Raw genomic sequence first — 22,469 nt, 5'->3', positions numbered from 1 at the left:
CCGACTCGGTGCACCTCACCCGCGCCCCGACTCAGCGCACCTCCACGAACGCCGCCGCGTCCCGCTCCGGCCGGGGCCTGGGCGGCTCCGCCGCGTGCCCCACGGCCACCGCACCCATCGGGTCCCATCCCTCCGGCAGCTCCAGCGCATCCCGTACGACATCCCGGCAGAACATCGTCGACGACACCCAGGCGGAGCCGAGCCGCTCCCCGGCGAGGGCGACCAGGAAGTTCTGGACGCCCGCACCGGCGGCGACGACGAACATCTCCCGCTCGGCCCCGTCGCGACGCGCGTCCCCGTACGCGTGGGAGCCGTCCATGACCAGGCACGGCACGACCAGATACGGCGCCTTGCGCAGCACGTCACCGCGGCGTACCCGCTTGGCGACGGACTCCTCCGTCTTCCCGTCGCGCCGCAGATCGGCGATCCACGCATCGCGCATGGCGTCCAGCAGCCGGGTCCGGGAGTCCTGCGACTCCAGCAGCACGAACCGCCAGGGAGTGGTGTGGTGCGGCGCGGGCGCGGTGACGGCCGCGGCGACCGCCCGCCGGACGGCGCCCGGGTCCACCGGCTCGTCGGTGAAAGCCCGGACGGTACGCCGCTGGGTCACCGCTTCCCGTACGGCCTCCGACGTGCCGAGGCGGAACATGTCGTCCTGCGCACCCCGCACCATCGCCCGCGTTCCCTCGCCGTCGTCCTCGGCCAGCACATGGGCCAGCCCGCGCACGACGGCGACGGGCAGCCCGGCGGCCTTGCCCTTGACCAGGTCGCCCGCGGCGGCGAGTTCGTCGGCCGTGGCGACGACCGTCGCGCTGAGCGGATTGCCGTGCGCGTCGGTGCCCCCGCGCAGGTCGTCCAGCACCCGGACGCCCGCGGCGCCGATGGCGACATCGGTGAGCCCGGTCCGCCAGGGCCGCCCGAAGGTGTCGGTGACGACGACGCCGACATTCACGCCGAGGGCGTCGCGCAGCCCGTCCCGGATCGCCCGGGCGGACGCGTCGGGGTCCTCGGGCAGCAGCAGCACGGTCCCGGCGGGGGTGTTGGAGGCATCGACCCCGGCGGCGGCCATCACGAGCCCCTGCCGGTTCTCGACGATCCGCAGGGCCCCGCGGCGCGCCACGACCCGCACGGTCTCGGCGTCGATGGCCGCTTCCCGGTCCGTCGCCTCGACGACGCGCCCCTCCGCCTTGGAGACGATCTTCGAGGTGACGAGCAGGACGTCCCCGTCGACGAGCGCGGGCTCGGCGACGGCGATCAGCTTGGCGAGGTCGTCACCCTGCCGGACCTCGGGCAGCCCGGGCAGCGCCCAGACCCGGTAGCCCACGGGCTCTCCGCGTTCGCCCCCACGCCCTTCGGTCACGGTGTCCGCACCTCCTCCGCCAGCGCCAGCGCCTCACGCGCCATCTGTGCGGTGGTGTCGAGGTCGGACATCATCAGGGGCACGGCCCGGCACCGGATGCCGGCCTCCTCCACCCGCTCCACGGCCCCCGCGTCCACCGTGTCGACGAGCCAGCCGTCCAGCAGTCCCGAGCCGTAGTGCTCGGCGACCGCGGCGGCCGTGGACTCGACACCCACCGCCGCCAGTACCTTGTCGGCCATGCCGCGCACGGGCGCGTCCCCGACGATGGGGGAGAGGCCGACCACGGGGACGCCCGCGTCGGCGATCGCCTCGCGGATCCCGGGCACGGCGAGGATCGTGCCGATGGAGACGACGGGGTTGGACGGCGGGAAGAGGATCACGTCCGCCTCGGCGATGGCCTCCAGCACACCGGGCGCGGGCTTGGACTGCTCGGCACCGACCGGCACCACGGCCAGCGCGTCCACGGAGGCCCGCAGCCGCACCCAGTACTCCTGGAAGTGGATCACCTTGCGCTCCCCGTCGGTCTCGACGGCCACATGCGTCTCCACGCGGTCGTCGGACATGGGGAGCAGGCGCACTCCGGGCTTCCACCGGTCGCACAGCGCCTCGGTGACGGCGCTGAGGGGGTAGCCCGCGCCGAGCATCTGCGTCCGCACGATGTGCGTCGCGAAGTCGCGGTCGCCGAGCCCGAACCACTCGGGGCCCACTCCGTACGCCGCGAGCTCCTCCTTGAGGTGGAAGGTCTCCTCGGCCCGCCCCCAGCCCTGCTCCTCGTTGATGCCGCCGCCGAGCGTGTACATCACCGTGTCGAGGTCCGGGCAGACCTTCAGCCCGAAGAGATGGATGTCGTCCCCGGTGTTGCCGATGACCGTGATGTCGGCGTCCGGCACGGCCCGCTGAACACCACGCAGGAACCGGGCACCACCGATACCGCCTGCCAGAACCACAATGCGCATGAGGACAAGTCTTGCAGGCGGGTACGACAACGCGTCAGGCGGTCAGGCAACGCGGGAGGCGGTTCAGGCGACCTCGGCCTCGATCTCGGCCTCGGCGCACTGCGACGCGTGCATCGGCATCTCGGTCAGGCCCGGGTAGTAGACGTGCAGGCTGACGGCCGGTTCCAGGGAGTCGTTGGCGACCTCGTGGACGTACCCCGGCGCGAAGACCCGCTGCGTGCCGGCGCTCAACGCGCGCGTGCCGCGCTCGGTGCGCTCGGTCAGGGCGCCGTCCAGGACCGTGAGTACGCCGGAGGAGCCGCCGTGGTCGTGCAGACCGCTGCCCTGTCCGGGCACCCAGGAGAGCAGCCAGACCTCGTAGCCGGGGCCGGTGCGCAGCCGGTGGTACCAGCGGGAGGCGGCGTCGTACCGGACGAGGTGCTCCCACTGGGAGCGGTCGGCGGCGATGGAGCGGGCCAGGCCGACGAAGTCGGCCACGGTGGCCGGGTGTTCGCGCGGCGGCTGGAGAAGGTGGGGTACTTCGAGGATGTCGCCGGCGATCTGGAGGTCGCTGTCGCTGTTCATGGATGCGGTGGTTCCTCGGCATCGAGTGCTGGGGTGGGGAGGACCATTTCCGCCCGGTTCGCGGACGGGAGGGGCGCCCTGGTGCGGGCGGGGGGTTCGCCCCGGTGGGGGCGGAGGCATCAGCCGGAGCGCGGAGGACTCAACAGCTGGGACAGCAACAGAAACAGCTACAGCGAGCGCGGGCAGCACCGTGGGACCCGGCGGAGCGGGTCGAGGTGAGTGCCGAGTTCGCGAGCATGCCCACAAGGACACCGGTTCACACTTCGGCTGTCAACTCGATGTCCGCCATGTGGGAGATGTTTCACCTCATCCGGTTCATCTGGCTGGCGAAAGGTTTGTTCAGGAGCCGCCCCGGACACATGGCGCACAACCGGGCGCACAAACCTCGCCGCGAACCCGTGATCCGAATGTGATCAGGTTCGCTTCGATGTTCGCGTCGGAACGAGATCGAACTCCTGGGCGTCCTTCCCTGTAGCGGGTCGGGAGCCCGGTCAGGCCCTCCGATGGCTGTCAGGGTTTATGCCGATTTGAACACTTTCCGCATAGCCTTGGTTCCGCAGAGTGAATAAGGGGCCCAATAGCAGATCTCGGCTTGACTGGCCCGGATCGGCACACTTGTAATTTCACTCGTGTCGTTCAGCCGAAATCGGGAACGGCAGCATCACGGGGACGCGAAAGACAGACGAGGGGCGCACATGACCGAGCTGGTGCAGCAACTGCTGGTCGACGACGCGGACGAGGAACTCGGCTGGCAGGAGCGCGCGCTGTGCGCCCAGACCGACCCCGAGTCCTTCTTCCCCGAGAAGGGCGGCTCCACCCGCGAGGCCAAGAAGGTCTGCCTCGCCTGCGAAGTCCGTTCCGAATGCCTCGAATACGCGCTCGCCAACGACGAGCGGTTCGGCATCTGGGGCGGCCTGTCCGAGCGCGAACGCCGCCGCCTCAAGAAGGCAGCCATCTGAGAGCGGTCGTCCGGGAGCAGCTGCTTCGAGAGCGGTTGTCCGAGACCTGAGAAGTCCCGACCTCGGACGTCGGGCCCCGGGGCGGGCGTCGTACAGGCGATCGTCAAGCGGCCGCAGTCCGAAAACATCCGTACGCGCGCGTGAGCGCGAAGGCCGGGTGCCGCCGACCAATCGGCACACACCCTTACGTAACGATCGGCCCGTCGCAGGTGGGTTGTCCACAGGCGGCGGGCCGCTCTGTTGGCCAGCCGTTAGTGTGGGCCCTCGTCCGAGACGTCACGCTGTCCCCGCCGGACACAGACGTCCACCGCAGTCCATCGAACCGGGGCCTGTACCTCGATGTCCGTGCACAGCCATTCGGCAGCCCATCACGACACCGCTGCCACCCCTGAGTTCCCGCGTCACGTGGTGACCGCGGTGCTCGTCTCCCACGACGGCGCCCGCTGGCTGCCCGAGGCGCTCGCCGGGCTGCTCGGCCAGGAGCGCCCCGTGCAGAACGCGGTGGCGGCCGACACCGGCAGCGCGGACGAATCCGCCCAGCTGCTGACCGACGCGCTCGGCGCCGACCGGGTCCAGCACCTCGCCCGGCGCACCGGCTTCGGCCAGGCCGTCGAGGAAGCCTCCCGCACCGCGGGCGTACTGACCCCGGACGACCTGCCCTACCTCAAGCGCCCCAGCGGGTGGGACCCCGTCACCCGCAGCTGGCGCGACGACGCGTACGACCTGCCGGAGTTCCCGCACGGCGAGCCCGAGCAGTGGCTGTGGCTGCTGCACGACGACTGCGCCCCCGAGCCGGACGCCCTGTCCCAGCTGCTCCGGGTCGTCGAGAGCGAGGCGGAGCTCGGCCGGCAGGTCGCCGTCGTCGGACCCAAACTCCGCGGCTGGTACGACCGCAAGCAGCTGCTGGAAGTCGGCGTCACCATCGCCCACTCCGGCCGCCGCTGGACGGGCCTGGACCGCCGCGAGCAGGACCAGGGCCAGCACGACCACGTACAGCCCGTGCTCTCCGTCTCCACCGCCGGCATGCTGATCCGGCGCGACGTCTTCGAGCAGCTCGGCGGCTTCGACCGGCGGCTGCCCCTGATGCGTGACGACGTCGACCTGTGCTGGCGCGCCACCGCCGCGGGCCACCGCGTCCTGATCGCCCCCGAAGCGGTCGTACGACATGCCGAGGCGGCCTCCCGCGAGCGCCGCACCGTCGACTGCGTGGGCCGCACCTCCGCGTCCCCGCACAAGGTCGACAAGGCGGGCGCCGCCTACACCCTGCTCGTCAACGCCCGTACGGCGGCGCTGCCCTGGATCCTCCTCCGGCTCGTCCTCGGCACCCTGGTGCGCACCGTCGCGTATCTCGTCGGCAAGGTCCCCGGCCAGGCCGCCGCCGAGATCCGCGGCCTGCTCGGGACGCTGCTGCGGCCCGAGCGGATCATCGCGGGCCGTCGCAGACGCGGCGATTCCCAGATCGACAAGGGTGAACTGCGCGCGCTGTTCCCGCCACCCGGCGCGACGGTGCGGGCCACCATCGAACAGGTCGCGGGCAGCCTCGTGGGCCGCTCCGATCCCGAGGTCGCCCCCGGTGCCGGACGGCACGGCAGCGCGGTCGAGTCCGGACCCGGCGGCGACGACGCCGACTTCCTGGAGGTCGAACAGTTCGCCAGGCTCAAGCGCGTGGCCCGCAAGCCCGGCCCGATGCTCTTCGTGGTGCTGCTGTTCGTCTCGCTCATCGCCTGCCGCGAACTGCTCGGCGGGGGCGCGCTGGCGGGCGGCGCGCTGCTGCCCGCGCCGGCCGACTCCTCCGAGCTCTGGTCGCGCTATCTCGACGGCTGGCATCCGGTCGGCGCGGGCGGCACGCAGTCCGCGCCGCCGTATCTCGCGCTCGTCGCCATGCTGTCCAGCCTGCTCTTCGGCTCCACCGGGCTCGCGGTCACCGTGCTCCTCGTCTGCTCGGTGCCGCTGGCCGGCTTCACCGCGTACTTCGCCTCGCGGCCCCTGGTCGAGTCGCGGCTGCTGCGCGCCTGGGCTTCCGTCGCGTACGCCTTCCTGCCCGCCGCCGCCGGCGCGCTCGCCGGTGGCCGCCTCGGCACCGCCGTCCTCGCGATCCTGCTGCCGCTCATCGCGCGCGCGGGCATCGCCGCGAGCGGCCTCGCGCACTCCTCCGGGTCGCGCGGCAGCTGGCGCGCGACCTGGGCGTACGCCCTGCTGCTGACGTTCACCACGGCCTTCACGCCGATCGTGTGGCCCATCGCGCTGATCCTCGGCATCGCCCTGCTCGCGGTGCGCCGGGGCGACATCGCGGCCTACGGGCTGCGCTTTCTCGCCCAGCTCGGCACCCCGCTGCTGATCCTCGCCCCCTGGTCGCTGACGCTGCTCCCGTTCGGCTTCTTCAAGGAAGCCGGTCTGGAGTACGGCGACAGCGCGGCCTCCGCGTTCGGCCTGCTCGGCGCGAGCCCGGGCGGCCCCGGCACCGTCAGCGGGCTGATGCTCATCGGCATCGTGCTCGCCGCGCTGGCCGCCTTGCTGCGCTCCGAGCGGCAGGCCGGGATCCGGACGGCCTGGGCCATCGCCCTGGTGGCGCTCGTCTTCGCCGTCCTGTCCAACGGCTCCGCATGGGCCGGGCCCGCCACCCTCGTCTACGGCCTCGCCCTCCTCGCCGCTGCCGCACTCGGCGCGGACGGGGCACGCGCGCGTGTCGCCGAGCAGAGCTTCGGCTGGCGCCAGCCGGTCGCCGCGCTCATCGCGTTCGCCGCCGCCGCGGGCCCGCTGCTCCTCGCCGCCGGATGGATGATCCGCGGCGCCGACGGGCCCCTGGAGCGCCGCGACCCGGTGCAGGTGCCCGCGTTCGTCGCCGAGGAGAGCGGCACCCGCGACCAGGCCCGCACCCTCGTCCTCGACAGCGCCTCGGCGGCCAGGGTCGGCTACACCCTGGTCCGCGGATCCGGCGCCCGCCTCGGCGACGCCGAACTCGCTGCGGAGAACGCGGAGAACACCGAGAACAAGAAGCTCGACAAGGTCGTCGCCAACCTGGTCGCGGGCTCCGGCGCCGACCAGGCCGACGAACTGGGCGGCTTCGCCGTGCGCTACGTACTCGTCCACAAGGGCGCGCCTCGCGAGATGAGCCGCGTCCTGGACGCCACACCCGGACTGACCCGGCTCAGCCAGCAGGACGGCAGCGCCCTTTGGCGTGTCGACCGGCAGGTCTCGCGTGCCGCGATCGTCCCCAAGTCCGGTGACCCGCAGCCGATCGCCGCGGGCCCCGTCGACCTCCACACGACCATCCCCTCCGGCGCGGCGGGCCGCGTACTGCGCCTCGCCGACACCGCCGACGAGGGCTGGACCGCCACGCTCGACGGCACCCCGCTCACCCGCACCACGGTCGACGGCTGGGCGCAGGGCTTCGAACTCCCCGCCTCCGGTGGCAAGTTGGACGTCACCTTCGACGCACCGGTGAGCCACGCCGGCTGGCTGTGGGCGCAGGGCGCACTCGCCGTCATCCTCGTGGTGCTCGCTCTGCCCGGGCGGCGCCGTGACGTCGACGACGACCTTCCCGAAGAGCCCGTCATCCCCGCCCAGGAGGTCACCGGCGAGGGCCGCCGCGCCCGCCGCCTGCGCGCCCAGGCCGAGGCGGAACAGGCGGAACAGGCCGCACAGACAGGGCAGGACGCCGCCCAGGACTACGACATCCCGTCTCCTCCTTCGCAGGAGACACCCGACGCCCCGGCCGCGGTCCCCCAGCAGCACTCCTACGACGAGTGGGAGACCCCGACCTACGCGGGCGCCGAGTACAACACCTACGGCGGCGAGCAGTACCAGGGCCAGCAGCAGTACCCGGCGGGCACGTACGAGCAGCCGTACCAGGCCGACCCCTACCAGGGCGGCCAGTACGACCCGTACGCCTACGGGGGGACGCAGGCGTCGTACGACCAGACGTACACCCAGGGCTACGACCCGGCGGCGTACGACCCGGAGCAGCCCCCGATGCCGCCGCAGCCGCCGCACGGCAACGACAGTGAGCGCCCCGACGGGAGCCAGCAGTGAACCGCACGACCCTGTCCCTGATCGTCGGCACCACCGCCCTCGCCGCCGTCACCGGATTCGCCGCGCTCACCGCGCCGGCCGCCTCCGGCGGCGACACGGAGAAGGCCGCGGCCCGGCTGCCCGTTGAGCGCACCAGCCTGCTCTGCCCGGCGCCGAGCATCTCCGACCTCGCCGAGACCTCGTACACGTCGTTCACACCGGTCTCCCAGGGCGCGGGCGCGAGCGGTACGGCCGAACTGCGCTCCGCGACCGAGGAGTCGGGGGACGGCGGCACCACGAGCGAGGACAAGAAGACCGACAAGGCGACCGACAAGAAGACGGACGAGAAGGCCGCCGACAAGACCGGCGACAAGGCGGACAAGACGGCCGCGGGCAAGGCCGACAAGCCCGTCCTGGAGACCAAGGAACCCGGCAAGCCGGCCACCGGGGACAGCTCGGGGGCCGAGGCGCCCGCGCTCATCGGCACCGCCGAGGGCAAGTTCGCGCCGGGCTGGACCGTCCAGGAGACCACGGAGGTCGCCGCGGGCACCGGCCGCGGCCTGCTCGGCACCAACTGCACCGCCCCGGACACCGAGTTCTGGTTCCCGGGCGCAGGCACCACCGCCGACCGCACCGACTACGTACACCTGACCAACCCCGACGACTCCACCGCCGTCGTCGACATCGAGCTGTACGGCAAGGACGGCGCCCTCAAGTCCTCGGTGGCGGACGGCATCACGGTCCAGCCGCACTCCAGCGAGCCGATCCTGCTGTCCACGCTGACCGACGAGCAGCAGACCAACGTCACCGTCCACGTGAGCGTCCGCAGCGGCCGGGTCGCCGCCGCCGTCCAGGCCCTCGACGACAAGCTCGGCGGGGACTGGCTGGCCGCCTCCACGGACCCCTCGGGCAGTCTCGTACTGCCCGGCATCCCCAAGGACGCCACCTCCGTACGCCTGGTCGCCTTCGCGCGCGGTGACGACGACGCCGACCTGAAGGTGCGCCTCGCCACGCCCTCCGGGCTGATCACCCCCGCGGGCAACGAGACAGTGCATGTGAAGTCCGGCATGACCACCGCTGTCGACCTCGGCGCCCTGACGCGCGGCGAGGCGGGTTCCCTGGTGCTCACGCCCACCGAGAAGGCGGTGCCGGTCGTGGCCGCCGTGCGGGTCGTGCGCGGCAAGGGCGACAAGCAGGAGACCGCTTTCATCCCCGCGACCGGCCCGGTCGCCGCACGCGCGACGGTCGCCGACAACAGCGCCAAGGGGTCCACGCTCGCCCTGGCCGCCCCCGACGGGACCGCCAAGGTCAAGATCACCGCCTCCGCGGGCAGCGAGGGCGGTACGGCGGCGACGAAGACGTACACGATCAAGGGCGGCACCACCCAGAACGTCGAACTCCCGGTCCCGGGCGGCCTCAAGGGGACGTACGCGCTGACGGTCGAGCCGCTCTCCGGAGGCCCCGTCTACGCCTCCCGGATGCTCGCCGCCACCGAGGGCGGCGTGCCCGGCTTCACCGTCCAGACCCTTCCGGACGACCGGGGGACGGTGGAGGTGCCGCAGGCGGAGCAGGACCTCTCGGTCCTGCAGAAGTAGCCCGGGCCGGCCGCCGCGGCCCGGGTGGGTCCGCCCGCTAGGGGGTGTTTGAAAGTCCCGCACAGCACCCACGGCGCCCGGCACGCACCCTCGCCGCACCGGCCGAAGCCCCAAGTACGTCCAGTACGAGGGCCTTCGTCCGGCACGCCGAGGGCACGCACCGGACACCGCGGGCACCGCACAGGACTTTCAAACACCCCCTAGTCCTCGCCGTAGCGGGGGTCCACCGTCTCCGGGGTGAGCCCCAGCAACTCCGCGACCTGCTCCACGACGATCTCGTGCACCAGGGCCGCGCGCTCGTCGCGGCCCTTGGTGCGGATCTCGACCGGGCGCCGGTACACGACCACGCGCGCGGGGTGGTCCTCGCGCGCCGGGACCGTGCCGCCCAGTGGCACGGCCTCGTCGCTCCAGGCGTCGCCCGGAGCGTCCAGACGCGGCACTTCGAGGACGAGGAAGTCAATGTCGGCGAGCTGCGGCCAGCGCCGTTCGAGCCGCTCCACGGAGTCCTGCACCAGGTCCGCGAAGACCTCGGCACGACTCGCGGAGAGCGGCACCTGCGGCGGCGCCACGGGGCCGCGCATGCCTCGTCCATGGCGGTCACGGCGGCGGGGCCCGGGTGCGGCGGCGCGGGGCGGTACGGGGTTGTCCATCACTGGCGAAGCGTAGTCCCCGTACGCTCCGGGCGCCCGGCCACACGCGGCCGCGGGGCACCGTCCCGACATGTCGCACGATGACCGTTGCGGACAGCGCTCGACGAGTGTTCGGGATGTCACCCGATGACCATTCCGGCCAAGCTTGGGCTCGATTCCGTATCCCTCCAAGACCGTCGATCTCAAGGCAATTGACGGGGTTTGCACCAAGTGGTGATCGGATGCAGGTCTGTTCGGTATCTCGTCGAAGAGGGTCGTGCCTGGTCAGCGTGGTGTGCGAGGGGAGTTGTGTGCGCCGTTTCACACCACGACACGGTCGGGTGACCTGGGGGAGAGTCGTCGCGGCCCGCTCAAGAGTGCGGTACCGTCCAACGTCGTGAGCCCTGTACGTCGCTGTTCGCGCACCGCTTGCGGCCGTCCCGCCGTCGCGACGCTGACGTACGTCTACGCCGACTCGACCGCGGTCCTCGGCCCGCTCGCCACCTACGCCGAACCTCACTGCTACGACCTGTGCGCCGAGCACGCCGCACGCCTCACCGCGCCACGCGGCTGGGAGGTCGTCCGGCTCGCCGACTCCTCCGGTCCGTCCCGCCCCAGCGGTGACGACCTCGAAGCGCTCGCCAACGCGGTGCGCGAGGCCGCCCGCCCGCAGCAGCGCACCGCGGAGGCCGGTGGCGGCGGCAACGCGCGCACCGTCGACCCGATGCAGGTCGCGCGCCGCGGCCACCTGCGGGTGCTGCGCTCACCGGACAACTGAGTCCCCTCCAACGCCTCCGGCTCGTCCGACTCCGCCGACCTCACGTCGCGAGGGGGAGTCCGATCAGCCGCTTCACAGCGGACTGTCAGCCGGGGCGGGTAGTTTGGGGTGACCGAAGTGGACTTCTGGAGGGTTGGCCGTGACTGCTGATCTGTCGCAGCTCGTGAAGGCGTACGACGTACGTGGAGTGGTCCCGGACCAGTGGGACGAGTCGTTGGCCGAGCTGTTCGGGGCGGCCTTCGTCCAGGTGACCGGCGCGACCGCGATCGTGATCGGACACGACATGCGGCCTTCCTCGCCCGGCCTGTCGCGTGCCTTCGCGCGCGGCGCGGCGGCGCGCGGCGTCGACGTGACCGAGATCGGCCTGTGCTCGACGGACCAGCTGTACTACGCGTCGGGCGCGTTCGACCTGCCGGGCGCCATGTTCACGGCCTCCCACAACCCCGCGCAGTACAACGGCATCAAGATGTGCCGGGCGGGTGCCGCGCCCGTCGGCCAGGACACCGGCCTCGCCGAGATCCGCCAACTCGTGGAGTCCTGGCTCGACTCGGGCGCCCCGTCCTCGGACGCGACCCAGGGAACGATCACCCAGCGGGACACGTTGGAGGATTACGCGGCGCACCTGCGCGGCCTTGTCGACCTGACCTCCATCCGCCCCCTGAAGGTCGTCGTCGACGCGGGCAACGGCATGGGCGGACACACCGTCCCGACCGTCTTCGCCGGCCTGCCGCTGACCCTCGTGCCGATGTACTTCGAGCTGGACGGCACGTTCCCCAACCACGAGGCCAACCCGCTCGACCCGAAGAACATCGTCGACCTGCAGCAGCGTGTACGCGAGGAGGGCGCCGACCTCGGCATCGCCTTCGACGGCGACGCGGACCGCTGCTTCGTCGTCGACGAGCACGGCGACCCGGTCGCACCGTCCGCCATCACCGCGCTGGTCGCCTCCCGCGAGCTCGCCAAGCACGGCGGCAAGGGCACGATCATCCACAACCTCATCACCTCCTGGTCGGTCCCCGAGGTCGTCCGCGAGAACGGCGGCACCCCGGTCCGCACCCGCGTGGGCCACTCGTTCATCAAGGCGGAGATGGCCAGGTCCGGCGCCATCTTCGGCGGCGAGCACTCCGCGCACTACTACTTCAAGGACTTCTGGAACGCGGACACGGGCATGCTCGCCGCGCTCCACGTCCTCGCGGCGCTCGGCGGCCAGGAGGGCACGCTCTCCGCCCTGGTCGCGCAGTACGACCGCTACGCCGCCTCCGGCGAGATCAACTCCACGGTCGACGACCAGACGGCCCGCCTCGCCGCGATCAAGACGGCGTACGAGGGCCAGGAGGGCGTCACCCTCGACGAACTCGACGGCCTCACCATCACCGCCGCCGACTGGTGGTTCAACGTCCGCCCCTCCAACACGGAACCCCTCCTCCGCCTGAACGCCGAGGCGCGGGACGAGGCGACCATGGCGAAGGTGCGGGACGAGGTCCTGGCGATCATCAGGGGCTGAGGTAGATCTTTCAGCCCGTCCGGCGTTTGAGGCCGAGCGCGAAGCGCGACAAGCGGGGAGAGGGGGCGAAGCCCCCAGGACCACGGGACGGGAAGGGGCGGAGGGGGCGAAGAAACCAGCCGCCTCCACCCCGGTGCCGGACCCTGTCCACAGGGACCGGCACCCCGCGCGTCACGGCGGTACCCTGACCAGGCCGCATTCCACTGTTCGGAAGGACACACCATGCCGCTCGAAGCGGGCCTCCTGGAGATCCTCGCCTGCCCCGCCTGCCACGCCCCGCTCAAGGAGCAGGACACGGACGGCCAGGCGGAGCTGGTCTGCACCGGCCAGGGCTGCGGCCTCGCCTACCCCGTGCGCGACGGGATCCCCGTACTGCTCGTCGACGAGGCCCGCCGCCCCGCGTAAGCGCGGAGGCGCGCAAGCGCAAGCGACCACCGTCGCGACTGCCCGGACGTACCCCCGGCGATCGGAGGCTGCCGACCCATGCTCGACGAATCGCTGCTCGACGACCCCGACGCGCTCGCCCGCGCCGACCGCCGTGAGCTGCTGCGCGGCGCCGCCGAGGCCGGCGCCCGCGTCCGCACCGCGGTCCGGCACGCCACCGAGGCAGGCATCCCGGACCTGAAGCCCGACGGGCGCCCGCGCTCCGTCCTGATCGCCGGCCCCGGCATGGCCGCCACAGGCGTCGCCGAACTCCTCGGCACCCTCGCCGGGACCAGCTGCCCCGTCACCCGGCTCACCCCGGGCGGCGTCGCCCCCGCGGCAGGCGCCCTGCGCTGGGAACTGCCCGGCTGGGCGGGCCCCGTGGACCTGCTCCTGATCGCCACCCCTGACGGCTCGGAACCCGGCCTCTCGCTGCTGGTCGAGCAGGCGTACCGGCGCGGCTGCACCGTCGCCGCCGTAGCCCCGTCGAACTCCCCGGTGACCGAGTCGATCGAGAGCACGCACGGCCTGTTCGTACCCATGGCGACCGCCCCGTACGAGGTGGAGGCGCCCCTCGCCGCGTCCGCGCCCGGCGTCCTGTGGGCGCTGCTCACCCCGCTGCTCGCGCTCCTGGACCGCACCGGCCTGCTCGCGGCACCCTCCGAGGCACTGCAGAAGGTCGCCGACCGCCTCGACCTCGTCGCCGAGCGCTGCGGTCCGGCCATCGCGACCTACAGCAACCCCGCCAAGACCCTCGCCGTCGAGCTCGCCGAGGCACTCCCGGTGATCTGGACGGAGGGCACCTCCGCCGGCCCCGCGGGCCGCCGTTTCACCGCCGCGCTCGCCGAACTCGCGGGCCGCCCCTCGCTCACCGCCGAACTCCCCGAGGCGCTCGCCTCGCACAGCGTGCTGCTCGCGGGCGCACTCGCCGCTGGCGCGGACCCCGACGACTTCTTCCGCGACCGGGTCGAGGAGGCACAGGCCCTCCACGCACGCGTGGTGCTGCTCCGCGACCGCCCGATCGGCGGACTGAGCGCCGCCCCCGCGGCCCGCGAGCTCGCCCTCGGCCACGACACCGCCATCAGCGAACTCGGACCGGAGGAGGGCACCGAGCTGGAGACCCTCGCCGAGCTGATCGCCGTCACGGATTTCGCCGCCGTTTACCTGGCGCTCGCTTCAGGGGCCTGATCTTGACCCACGCCCCGCTCACGCCCCGTGAGCAGCGTGGCTCACACCGCGCGAACCTCGTGGCTCCCGCCGCGTGAGCATCTCGGGTCACGCCGGCCGAACAGCGTACGTACGGAGAAGAAGACACACCATGGACCGCCTGGAGAACACCGTCCGCCCCTACGCCTGGGGCTCCACCACCGCCATCCCGCGGCTGCTCGGCGTGGAGCCGACCGGCGAACCGCAGGCGGAGATGTGGATGGGCGCCCACCCCGGCGCGCCCTCGCGCACCGCACGCGGTCCCCTCACCGAGCTCATCGACGAGGCCCCCGAGAAGGAACTCGGCGCGGCGGCCGTCGCCAAATTCGGCCCGCGCCTGCCCTTCCTCCTCAAGATCCTCGCCGCGGGCGCCCCCCTCTCCCTCCAGGTGCACCCCAACCTCGAACAGGCGAGGGAGGGTTACGAGGACGAGGAGCGCCGCGAAATCCCCGTCGGCGCCGCGCACCGCAACTACAAGGACGCCAACCACAAGCCCGAACTGATCTGCGCCCTCACCGAGTTCGACGGCCTCTGCGGCTTCCGCGCCCCCGACGAGGCCGCCGAACTCCTCGCAGGCCTGGACGTCGACTCCCTGAAGCCGTACGTCGACCTGCTGCACGCCCACCCCGAAGAGGCCGCACTGCGCGAGGTCCTCACGGCGCTGCTCTCCGCCGACCGCGACGAGATGGCCGACACGGTCACCGAGGCCGCGACCGCCTGCGCACGCCTCGGCGGCTCCTATGAGCCCTACGCCGACATCGCGCACCACTACCCGGGCGACCCCGGCGTCATCGCCGCGATGCTCCTCAATCACGTCCAACTCCAGCCCGGCGAAGCTCTGTTCCTCGGTGCGGGCGTCCCGCACGCGTACCTGAACGGCCTCGGCGTCGAGATCATGGCCAACTCCGACAACGTCCTGCGCTGCGGTCTGACCCCCAAGCACGTCGACGTCCCCGAACTCCTGCGCATCGTCCGCTTCGAGGCGAGCGACCCCGGCGTCCTGCGCCCCGAGGCGTCCCCCGACGGCGAAGAGGTCTACGCGACCCCCATCGACGAGTTCCGCCTCTCCCGCTACGTCCTCCCCGAGGGCGCGGCCCCGCACGACCTGACCCTGACGACCCCGCAGATCCTGCTGTGCACCGCGGGTTCCGTCCGGGCCGGGGAGCACCCGCTCACCCCCGGCGAGTCCGTCTTCGTACCGGCGGGCGAACAGGCCGGCGTCTCCGGCGCGGGCACGCTCTTCCGGGCCACTGTGGTGGCCTGACGCGTCCTTGGCGGACAGGGCTGCAACAATGGCCCACCGGCAAAGCAGGGGCAAAGGCCTGGACGGCGTACGAGAGTACGAACCGGTCGCGGGACGGCGTTACGAAGGGACAGCAGGAGCACATGAGCGCTTCAGGCGGCACCAAAGCGATCGTGGCGGCACTCGGCGCCAACCTCGCGATCGCGGTATCGAAGTTCGTGGCGTTCGCCTTCAGCGGTTCGTCGTCGATGCTCGCCGAGGGCGTCCACTCGCTCGCCGACTCAGGCAACCAGGCCCTGCTTCTGATCGGCGGCAAGAAGGCCGAGCGAGAGGCGACCCCGGAACACCCCTTCGGCTACGGCCGCGAGCGGTACATCTACGCCTTCCTGGTCTCGATCGTCCTCTTCTCGGTCGGCGGCATGTTCGCCGTCTACGAGGGCTACGAGAAGATCAAGCACCCGCACGACATCGAGCACTGGTACTGGCCGGTGGGCGTCCTCGTCTTCGCGATCATCGCCGAGGGCTTCTCCTTCCGCACCGCCATCAAGGAGTCCAACCAGCTGCGTGGCGGGCTGTCCTGGTCGCAGTTCGTCCGCCGCGCCAAGGCCCCCGAGCTGCCCGTCGTCCTCCTGGAGGACTTCGGCGCGCTCATCGGTCTGGTCCTCGCGCTCGGCGGCGTCGGCCTGGCCCTGCTCACCGGTGACGGCATCTGGGACGGCATCGGCACCCTCTGCATCGGCATCCTGCTCATCCTGATCGCCCTCGTCCTGGCCGCCGAGACCAAGTCCCTGCTGCTCGGCGAGGCCGCGGGCGTCGACGAGGTCAAGAAGATCGAGGCCGCGATGGTCGACGGCGACACGGTCACCGGCGTCATCCACATGCGCACGCTCCACCTCGGCCCCGAGGAACTGCTGATCGCCGCCAAGATCGCCGTTCAGCACGACGACACGGCCGCCGAGGTCGCCTCCGCCATAAACGCGGCCGAGGCCCGCATCCGCGCCGCCGTCCCGATCGCCCGCGTGATCTACCTGGAGCCGGACATCTACAGCGAGACCGAGGCGGCGAAGGGCCCGGACCGCGAGGCCACGCCCGGCGGCCCGGCGCAGACCCCCGGACACTGACCTCTCCTCGTACGCCGCTACTCCTGCCGTACGTGCCCGGGGGTCCGCCTGAAGCAGGGCGGGCCCCCGAGGTCGTTCACAGCTGCCACAGCTGCCACAGCTGTCACACCTGTCATACCTGCACGGGCCACGGCGGCATCGGCGGCACCACCTGCCGCCGCCGTACGACCAGGGCGGCGATCCCGAAGCCGAGCCCGACGAGCGCGAGAACCAGTCCGACCAGCGCCGCCGAGATCCACACGAGGGCCCCTCCGAACCCGTCGACGACCCGGCCCAGCACAGCTCCGTCCGCCACCGTCCCCTGATGACCGACGCTCGTGTAGAACCGCGAGTCCATCGAGTTCGCCCGATAGTCGCCCAGCAGGAACAACCGCCCCGCCGGCACCTTCACGTCGTACGGCCTGACCCCGTCGGCGACACCGTCCTTCAGATACGGCTCGTCCAGCGGCTTCCCGTTGACGGTGACCCGCTCGTCCGCCCCCGAGCCCTCGCAGCACACCACCCGGTCACCGCCGACCCCGATCACCCGCTTGATCAGGGCTCCCTTGATCTCCGGCTCGGGCGCCTCGAAGAGCACGACGTCCCCCCGGCGCACCTCGTCGCCGTCCAGCCGCTCCACGACGAGGCGCTTCCCGACGGTGTAGGTGGGCGCCATGCTCCCGCCCGCCACCGTCACAGACGTATAGACCGACCGTACGTACAGCAGCGAACCGACGACCATCACCAGCCCCAACGGCCCCAACAGCCAGGCTGTGACCGCCAGCCCTCGTACCCTGCGCATCGCTGCTCCCTCCCCATGCGGCACATCCGCGGGGGCAGAGGCTAGCGGCCTGCTGTGAACGCACGGTGCCCGGCCCACCCGCCTCCCGTGCTCCTCCGGCCCCCCTCGGGAGTGCCGCCGAGTCCGGAGCCGGACTGGGGCGGGCCGGTCCGACCGGTGTAGCTTGGTGACTGAGCCAGACGTCGCTGCTGATGGCGGTCGGGCGGTCCCACCGCGGACCGGCCGAGGGAGAGAGGGCCTCCGACGGACTGCGCTGCGCGCACCGCGGGCACGTCTGTGCCCTCGCCAGGGCACCCATGTGTCCGCCGCCGCGCAGACCAGCCGTACCCACCTCGCCCCAACCCCGAGGAGCAGCTCTCCATGACGACTGTCGACAACCGGCAGGACTTCAAGGTCGCCGATCTCTCCCTGGCCGAGTTCGGCCGCAAGGAGATCACCCTCGCCGAGCACGAGATGCCCGGCCTGATGTCCATCCGCAAGGAGTTCGCCGCCACTCAGCCGCTGGCCGGCGCCCGGATCATGGGCTCGCTGCACATGACCGTGCAGACCGCCGTCCTGATCGAGACCCTGGTCGCCCTGGGCGCCGAGGTCCGCTGGGTGTCCTGCAACATCTTCTCCACCCAGGACCACGCGGCCGCCGCCATCGCGGTCGGCCCGAACGGCACGCCCGAGAACCCGCAGGGCATCCCGGTCTTCGCCTGGAAGGGCGAGACCCTGGAGGAGTACTGGTGGTGCACGGAGCAGGCGCTGACCTGGCCGAACACCCCCACCGGCGGCCCGAACATGATCCTCGACGACGGCGGCGACGCCACCCTCCTCGTCCACAAGGGCGTCGAGTACGAGAAGGACGGCAAGGTCCCCTCGCCCGACACCGCCGAGAACGACGAGCACCGCGTCATCCTCGAACTCCTCAACCGCACCATCACCGACGGCTCGCAGAAGTGGACCCAGCTGGCGTCCGAGATCCGCGGCGTGACCGAGGAGACCACGACCGGCGTCCACCGCCTGTACGAGATGCACCGCGACGGCACCCTCCTGTTCCCGGCGATCAACGTGAACGACGCCGTCACCAAGTCGAAGTTCGACAACAAGTACGGCTGCCGCCACTCCCTGATCGACGGCATCAACCGCGCCACCGACGTCCTCATCGGCGGCAAGACCGCGGTCGTCTGCGGCTACGGCGACGTGGGCAAGGGCTGCGCGGAGTCCCTGCGCGGACAGGGCGCCCGCGTGATCATCACCGAGATCGACCCGATCTGTGCCCTGCAGGCGGCGATGGACGGCTACCAGGTCACGACCCTCGACGAGGTCATCGACAAGGCCGACATCTTCGTCACCACGACGGGCAACAAGGACATCATCATGGCCGCCGACATGGCCAAGATGAAGCACCAGGCGATCGTCGGCAACATCGGCCACTTCGACAACGAGATCGACATGGCCGGCCTCGCGAAGATCCCCGGCATCGTCAAGGACGAGGTCAAGCCGCAGGTCCACACCTGGACGTTCTCCGACGGCAAGGTGCTCATCGTCCTGTCCGAGGGCCGCCTGCTGAACCTGGGCAACGCCACCGGCCACCCGTCGTTCGTGATGTCCAACTCGTTCGCGGACCAGACCCTGGCCCAGATCGAGCTGTTCACCAAGCCCGACGAGTACCCGACCGACGTCTACGTGCTGCCCAAGCACCTCGACGAGAAGGTCGCCCGTCTCCACCTCGACGCGCTCGGCGTGAAGCTCACGACCCTCCGCCCCGAGCAGGCCTCGTACATCGGTGTCGAGGTCGATGGCCCGTACAAGTCGGACCACTACCGCTACTGATTCGGACCACTACCGCTACTGATACCGCCACCGAGTCGGTAACCCAGCTCGCGGTGGGTGCGTCCGTGCACTGACGCACCCCTCAGCAGCAGGTCCCAGGCAGGCCCCCGCACCCCCGTGCCGGGGGCCTGCCCGTGTCCGGACCAGCCCGTCAGAACCCAGGACCCCCATGCCCCGCGGCCGATATTCGCTTCATGACCCGCATGACCACACCCCTCTCGGTGAAGAGCACTTCCACTGCGCGCCCGGCCCCTCCGGCTGGCGCTACGTCTCCCAGCTGACCACCCCTTCCGGCGACCACGCCGGCTCCGTCGATCTCGCCCTCGACGACCTCGGCCGCCCCATCCGTCTCGAACTCAACGCCGCCGGCTGGCAGGTCCGCGGCGCCGCGCTCGACGGCGTCACCTGGGTCCGCACCGACCCCACCGGCACTCAGGCCACCGAAGGCAACGTCCGCGCCCACGCCTTCACCGGCACATCCCCCGCGTTCCTTGTCGCCACCGCCCGTCTCCTCCGCCTCACCCCTTCCGCCTCCGCAACCCGCGTACGCCTCGTCGCCTTCACGGACCCGGTCCTCGCCCCGCGCACCGTGGACCAGTCCTGGGCCTTGATCTCGAGAGAAACACACGCCACTGACAACGCCCCCCTCGCGGTGGACGAATACCAGGTCACAGCCCTGGACACGGGGGAGCAGCACGCCGTGCACATCTCCGGCGACGTGGTTCTCGCAGCGCCCGGCATCGAGCTGGAACACCTCGAATCACCACCGTCGGTGTTCACCTGACGGAGCGTCGGTGCTCGACCGGCCCGCGGAGAAGGGGAAGTGACGGCCGGTCAGGAGGGCGGCACGAACCCGGTCGCGGGACTGTCGGCCTGACGACCGCCCTGCGGTGCCTGAGCAGCCTGCTGTGATGCCGCGTCAGGGGAATGATCGCCCGAGGGCTGACCGGCCGCCCCTGAGTTCGCTGCCGGGTAGGCGGGAGCCGCCGGCGGATACGGAGATGGATACGGATACGGATAGGCGGTGCCGGGGTGGTGCACCGGCGGACCGTCAGCGCCCGCCGCCCCGGTCATCCCGGCCGCACCGGTCGACCCGACCGTCCCTGTCGCCGCCACCCCGGGTCCGGCCGGGCGCGCGTACGGGTTGACGGCCGCCGCGCCGCCGAAGGTCCGTCGAGCCTCTCGCGACTGCCGCTCCTGCACCACGGCCGCCAGATACGCGGCCGGCGGCACGCCCTGCGGCGCCGGAGCGCCCGTACGAACAGCGAGGTCACCGGCGAGTCGTTCCGCCATCGCCGCACCGACCTGCGGATCCAACTGCCGCATCCGCGTCAGGTACTGGCGGACGGCCAGCCACAGGCCGTCAGGAACCGCGGACAGATCGAGCCCGGAGAACCGCCCCGCCAGCCAGGGCGGCGGCGGAGGCATGAAAGGCATGTGCCCGACCGGCACCCTTTCCCGTACGACGAGAGTGCCCGCGAAGACGTCACCGAGCCGCCGCCCCCGTGCCGAGACCAACGAGGCGACGCACGCGACGATCCCGAACGTCATCAAAATCTCCACCACACCCACAGCGCCGCGCACCAGCGCATGCCGGAACCGAATCGGCCCGCCGTCGTCCCGCACCACCCGCAACCCGAAGACCAGCTTTCCCAGGGAACGGCCGTGACTGAGCGTCTCCACCGCTATGGGCCCCCCGACCAGGACGAGAACGAAACTCGCGATCGAGACCGCTACCTGCGCCGCTTCGTCGAGAGCGGCCGTCGAGGCCACCAGGGCGATGGTCACCGCGATGTAGACCAGCATCCCCACGACCAGGTCGAGCAACACGGCCAGCGCACGGCTCGGCAACTTCGCGGGGCGCAGCTCCAGCGCCACCGCCTCGCCCGTCACTAGCTCACTCACGCCTGCCGTCCTTCCCCTGACCTGCCCCGAGAACGGCCAGTCTGCCAAGCTGAGGACACATCGCGCCGCAGTACGACAAGCTGACACCCGAGACGAGCAGCCGAGGAGCAGGCAACCCGATGGACCTCGACGTCTTCGTGTCCGCACACCGCGCCGAGTGGGACCGGCTCGACGCGCTGCTGCGCCGCCGGCGCCGTCTCACCGGAGCCGAGGCAGACGAACTCGTCGCCCTTTACCAGCGCACGGCCACGCATCTGTCCGTGATCCAGTCCAGCGCCCCCGACCCTCAGCTCACCGGTCGGCTCAGTCAACTCGTGGCACGCGCGCGTAGTGCCGTGACAGGAACGCGCCGCGCTTCTTGGCGTGACGTCACCCGCTTCCTTGCGCACGGTTTCCCCGCGGCGGTCTATCGCTCACGCCACTGGTGGGTGCCCACGGCGCTCGTCTCCACCGCGGTAGCGATCCTCCTGGGGTGGTGGATCGGCACACACCCCGAAGTCCAGTCCTCGCTCACCACCCCCAGCGAACTGCGCGAGCTCACCCGCCCGGGTGGCCAGTACGAGACCTACTACTCGAGCCATCCCGCCACGTCCTTCGCCGCCCAGGTGTGGACGAACAACGCCCAGGCCGCCGCGATGTGCCTGGTCCTGGGCATCTTCCTGGGACTCCCGGTCCTCTGGATCCTGCTTCAGAACATGGTCAACGTCGGCGCAGGCATCGGCCTGATGACCTCGGCCGGCCGCCTCGACACGTTCCTCGGCCTCATCCTTCCGCACGGCCTTCTGGAACTGACCGCCGTCTTCGTGGCTGCGGGAACGGGCCTGCGCCTGGGCTGGACCGTGATCGACCCGGGCCCCCGGTCCCGCCGTACGGCCCTCGCCGAAGAGGGCCGGGCCGCCCTGGGCATGGCGATAGGCCTGGCCCTGGTCCTCTTCGTCTCGGGAGCCATCGAAGGCTTCGTCACCCCATCGGGGCTCCCCACCTGGGCCCGCATCGCCATCGGCGTCGCAGCCGAGCTGGCCTTCCTGGCGTACGTCTTCGTCCTGGGGGGTCGCGCGGCCCGCGCCGGTGACACCGGTGACGTCAGCGACTCCGAGCGCAGCGCCACACTTCCGACGGCCGCTTGATGTGCAGACACCTCGGTGGACCTGTTAGTCTCCTCTTCGCCCACAAGACCGTTGACACGGTTCGAGTGGGGAGGTAGATTCGAACAGTTGCCTAGAGCTGGACACGTCCGGCGGCAACGGTTGACATCTGCTGGCTTCTTGTGAATGCGATTCCCGAGAAGCCCTCCCGATTATTCAGGAATGAGTCGCCGGTCAGTCCGGCCAAAAACTTCTGATAAAGTCGGGCTCGCCGAAAGAGAGCCGAAAGGCAATCAAATAGGCAAAGGCCCTCCAACGGCCACCGGAAACAAATTCCGACCGGAAACGGAACGGAAAAAGGATCTGGTAAGGTTGGAAACACAGAAGGGAAGCGCCCGGAGGAAAGCCCGAGAGGGTGAGTACAAAGGAAGTGTCCGTTCCTTGAGAACTCAACAGCGTGCCAAAAATCAACGCCAGATATGTTGATACCCCGTCTCCGGCCGATCGGTCGGGGCGAGGTTCCTTTGAAAA

At 71.3% G+C, this 22,469-nt stretch carries 19 protein-coding genes; 12 read left to right on the top strand and 7 right to left on the bottom strand.

The annotated features are described in order from the left end of the window. Positions 1-31 precede the first annotated feature (31 nt). The 3 genes from ACN6LB_RS16080 to ACN6LB_RS16070 all read right to left on the bottom strand — a co-directional run bounded on the left by ACN6LB_RS16080 (position 32) and on the right by ACN6LB_RS16070 (position 2,880). On the bottom strand, positions 32-1,360 hold the full coding sequence (locus ACN6LB_RS16080) for a coenzyme F420-0:L-glutamate ligase (RefSeq protein WP_445026426.1): 1,329 nt from the start codon (positions 1,358-1,360) through the stop codon (positions 32-34). Next, positions 1,357-2,316 carry a 2-phospho-L-lactate transferase gene (cofD, locus tag ACN6LB_RS16075; RefSeq protein ID WP_356141735.1) on the bottom strand — a complete coding sequence of 320 codons (960 nt, stop codon included), beginning with the start codon at positions 2,314-2,316 and terminating at the stop codon, positions 1,357-1,359. The genes ACN6LB_RS16080 and cofD overlap by 4 nt, the downstream gene beginning before the upstream one ends. A 63-nt stretch (positions 2,317-2,379) precedes the next feature. Beyond that, positions 2,380-2,880 carry a cysteine dioxygenase gene (locus ACN6LB_RS16070; RefSeq protein WP_445026425.1) on the bottom strand — a complete coding sequence of 167 codons (501 nt, stop codon included), beginning with the start codon at positions 2,878-2,880 and terminating at the stop codon, positions 2,380-2,382. A gap of 695 nt (positions 2,881-3,575) precedes the next feature. Between ACN6LB_RS16070 and ACN6LB_RS16065 the strand changes: the two genes are divergently transcribed. The 3 genes from ACN6LB_RS16065 (at position 3,576) to ACN6LB_RS16055 (ending at position 9,445) form a co-directional block, all read left to right on the top strand. Next, positions 3,576-3,839 (top strand): WhiB family transcriptional regulator, encoded by a 264-nt coding sequence (locus ACN6LB_RS16065; RefSeq protein WP_010986447.1) that lies wholly within the window; start codon positions 3,576-3,578, stop codon positions 3,837-3,839. 339 nt (positions 3,840-4,178) lie between these two features. Further along, positions 4,179-7,871: a glycosyltransferase gene (locus ACN6LB_RS16060; RefSeq protein WP_445026424.1), complete on the top strand. Its 3,693-nt coding sequence runs from the start codon at positions 4,179-4,181 to the stop codon at positions 7,869-7,871. Further along, the gene (locus tag ACN6LB_RS16055) at positions 7,868-9,445 is read left to right on the top strand and encodes a DUF5719 family protein (RefSeq protein ID WP_445026422.1); all 1,578 of its coding nucleotides are present in this window, start codon (positions 7,868-7,870) and stop codon (positions 9,443-9,445) included. The genes ACN6LB_RS16060 and ACN6LB_RS16055 overlap by 4 nt, the downstream gene beginning before the upstream one ends. Before the next feature lie 200 nt (positions 9,446-9,645). On the opposite strand, the gene ACN6LB_RS16050 is transcribed toward ACN6LB_RS16055, so the two are convergent. Continuing rightward, positions 9,646-10,095, bottom strand: a complete 450-nt coding sequence (locus ACN6LB_RS16050; protein ID WP_356141759.1) for a metallopeptidase family protein — start codon at positions 10,093-10,095, stop codon at positions 9,646-9,648. Between the two features lie 325 nt (positions 10,096-10,420). Between ACN6LB_RS16050 and ACN6LB_RS16045 the strand changes: the two genes are divergently transcribed. From ACN6LB_RS16045 to ACN6LB_RS16020, 6 genes are all read left to right on the top strand, one after another. After that, positions 10,421-10,852 carry a DUF3499 domain-containing protein gene (locus ACN6LB_RS16045; protein ID WP_445026502.1) on the top strand — a complete coding sequence of 144 codons (432 nt, stop codon included), beginning with the start codon at positions 10,421-10,423 and terminating at the stop codon, positions 10,850-10,852. A 139-nt stretch (positions 10,853-10,991) separates the two neighbouring features. After that, positions 10,992-12,356, top strand: a complete 1,365-nt coding sequence (locus ACN6LB_RS16040) for a phosphomannomutase/phosphoglucomutase (protein ID WP_445026420.1) — start codon at positions 10,992-10,994, stop codon at positions 12,354-12,356. 222 nt (positions 12,357-12,578) lie between these two features. Next, on the top strand, positions 12,579-12,761 hold the full coding sequence (locus ACN6LB_RS16035) for a Trm112 family protein (protein WP_356141725.1): 183 nt from the start codon (positions 12,579-12,581) through the stop codon (positions 12,759-12,761). Between the two features lie 78 nt (positions 12,762-12,839). Continuing rightward, entirely contained in the window at positions 12,840-13,967 is a 1,128-nt protein-coding gene (locus tag ACN6LB_RS16030) for an SIS domain-containing protein (RefSeq protein ID WP_445026419.1), read from the top strand. Positions 13,968-14,097: 130 nt separating this feature from the next. Further along, positions 14,098-15,249: a mannose-6-phosphate isomerase, class I gene (gene manA, locus ACN6LB_RS16025; protein ID WP_445026417.1), complete on the top strand. Its 1,152-nt coding sequence runs from the start codon at positions 14,098-14,100 to the stop codon at positions 15,247-15,249. A 122-nt stretch (positions 15,250-15,371) separates the two neighbouring features. Further along, positions 15,372-16,349: a cation diffusion facilitator family transporter gene (locus ACN6LB_RS16020; RefSeq protein WP_445026415.1), complete on the top strand. Its 978-nt coding sequence runs from the start codon at positions 15,372-15,374 to the stop codon at positions 16,347-16,349. 112 nt (positions 16,350-16,461) lie between these two features. On the opposite strand, the gene lepB is transcribed toward ACN6LB_RS16020, so the two are convergent. Further along, positions 16,462-17,130, bottom strand: coding sequence for a signal peptidase I (gene lepB / locus ACN6LB_RS16015; RefSeq protein ID WP_445026413.1), 669 nt, complete (start codon positions 17,128-17,130; stop codon positions 16,462-16,464). A 360-nt stretch (positions 17,131-17,490) separates the two neighbouring features. Between lepB and ahcY the strand changes: the two genes are divergently transcribed. Together ahcY and ACN6LB_RS16005 are read left to right on the top strand one after the other, a co-directional pair. Then, the gene (ahcY, locus tag ACN6LB_RS16010; protein WP_445026412.1) at positions 17,491-18,948 is read left to right on the top strand and encodes an adenosylhomocysteinase; all 1,458 of its coding nucleotides are present in this window, start codon (positions 17,491-17,493) and stop codon (positions 18,946-18,948) included. A gap of 169 nt (positions 18,949-19,117) precedes the next feature. Then, entirely contained in the window at positions 19,118-19,732 is a 615-nt protein-coding gene (locus ACN6LB_RS16005) for a hypothetical protein (protein WP_356141713.1), read from the top strand. A 50-nt stretch (positions 19,733-19,782) separates the two neighbouring features. Here the strand turns inward: ACN6LB_RS16005 and ACN6LB_RS16000 are convergent, their stop codons facing one another. After that, positions 19,783-20,853, bottom strand: a complete 1,071-nt coding sequence (locus ACN6LB_RS16000) for an RDD family protein (protein ID WP_445026411.1) — start codon at positions 20,851-20,853, stop codon at positions 19,783-19,785. A 119-nt stretch (positions 20,854-20,972) separates the two neighbouring features. On the opposite strand from ACN6LB_RS16000, the gene ACN6LB_RS15995 reads away from it, so the two are divergent. Beyond that, complete coding sequence (locus ACN6LB_RS15995; RefSeq protein WP_445026410.1) at positions 20,973-21,980, top strand: stage II sporulation protein M; 1,008 nt, start codon at positions 20,973-20,975, stop codon at positions 21,978-21,980. A 192-nt stretch (positions 21,981-22,172) separates the two neighbouring features. Here the strand turns inward: ACN6LB_RS15995 and ACN6LB_RS15990 are convergent. Continuing rightward, on the bottom strand, positions 22,173-22,469 hold a 297-nt coding region (locus ACN6LB_RS15990; protein WP_445026409.1), incomplete at its 5' end, for a hypothetical protein.

The organism is Streptomyces sp. SAS_270 (genome assembly GCF_052543295.1).
This window is presented reverse-complemented; position numbering and strand designations above follow the sequence as displayed.